1 protein-coding gene is annotated in these 1,177 nt (G+C 68.1%); it reads left to right on the forward strand.

The window, feature by feature from the left end:
* Positions 1-1,177, forward strand: a 1,177-nt coding sequence (locus tag GXW71_RS34565; protein WP_211858616.1) for a methyl-accepting chemotaxis protein, incomplete at both ends; no start/stop codon positions are given.

Genomic DNA, 1,177 nt, shown 5'->3' on the forward strand with positions numbered 1-1,177 from the left:
GAGAACTCGACCGGGCAGGCCGTCGCGGTCGCCGAGATCCTTCTGGACCGCGGCGCCGCGGAGGCGGAGGCCGCAGGAGAGCGGGCCTGGATGGCAGGGCTGGGTTTCGCGGTCCTGCTGGTCTCGCTTGTGATCGCCTGGTTGGTCGGACGATCCATCGCGCGGCCGGTTCAAAGCATGACCCGAGCGATGACCGAGCTCGCCGAAGGGCGGCTGGACACCGCAATCCCGCACGTCAATGCGCGGAACGAGATCGGCGCGATGGCTCAGGCCGTGCAGGTCTTCAAGGAGAATGCGATCGCTATTCGAGAGGCGGCGCGAGAGCGGGAGGTCCTGGCGCGGCGCGCGGAGGCCGAGAAGGCTGAGGCGATGCGATCCTTGGCCGATGCCTTTGAGGCGTCCGTTGGCGGCATCGTCGCTGGCGTGTCGACAGCTGCAACGACGATGCAAAGCTCGGCGCGTTCCCTGACGTCCACCGCCGAGGACGCAAGCCAACGCGCGGCGGCCGTGAGCAAGGCGACCGATGAGTCCTCCAGCAACATGCAGATGGTCGCCGCGGCGACGGAGGAACTGGCGTCCAGCGTCGACGAGATCGCGCGCCAGGTCGGCCTTTCGACCGAGATAGCGAATCGGTCCGTTGATCAGGCCCGTGCCACCGACGGCAAGGTGCAGGGGTTGAGCGAGGCGGCGGCCGAGATTGGCAGCGTGGTCCGCCTGATCAGCGACATAGCGAGCCGTACCAACCTGCTGGCGCTGAACGCCACGATCGAGGCGGCCCGTGCGGGAGAGGCAGGTAAAGGATTCGCCGTGGTCGCCTCCGAGGTGAAGACGCTGGCGACGCAGACCGCGCGCGCGACGGAGGAGATCAGTACCAAGGTCGCCGAAATGCAGGGTGCCACGCAGGAGTCAGTGGCGGCGCTGCGCGGTATTGGGGAGACCATAGTCGAGATGAGCCGGATCGCGGGCAGCATAGCTGCCGCGGTCGAGGAGCAGGGCGCGGCGACGCGGGAGATCGCCCGCAATGTTCAGCGGGCCGCGGATGGGTCGCAGAGCGTGTCCGAGAACATTGCCGGGGTCACGCAAGCATCCGACGAAACCGGCAGCGCGGCCACTGAGATGTTGGGAGCCGCCTCAGCGCTGGCGAACCAGGCGGCGTCTCTCCAGGACGAAGTCGGCG

The organism is Plastoroseomonas hellenica, assembly GCF_018129085.1.
In the GTDB taxonomy this organism is placed as follows: Bacteria; Pseudomonadota; Alphaproteobacteria; order Acetobacterales; family Acetobacteraceae; genus Plastoroseomonas; species Plastoroseomonas hellenica.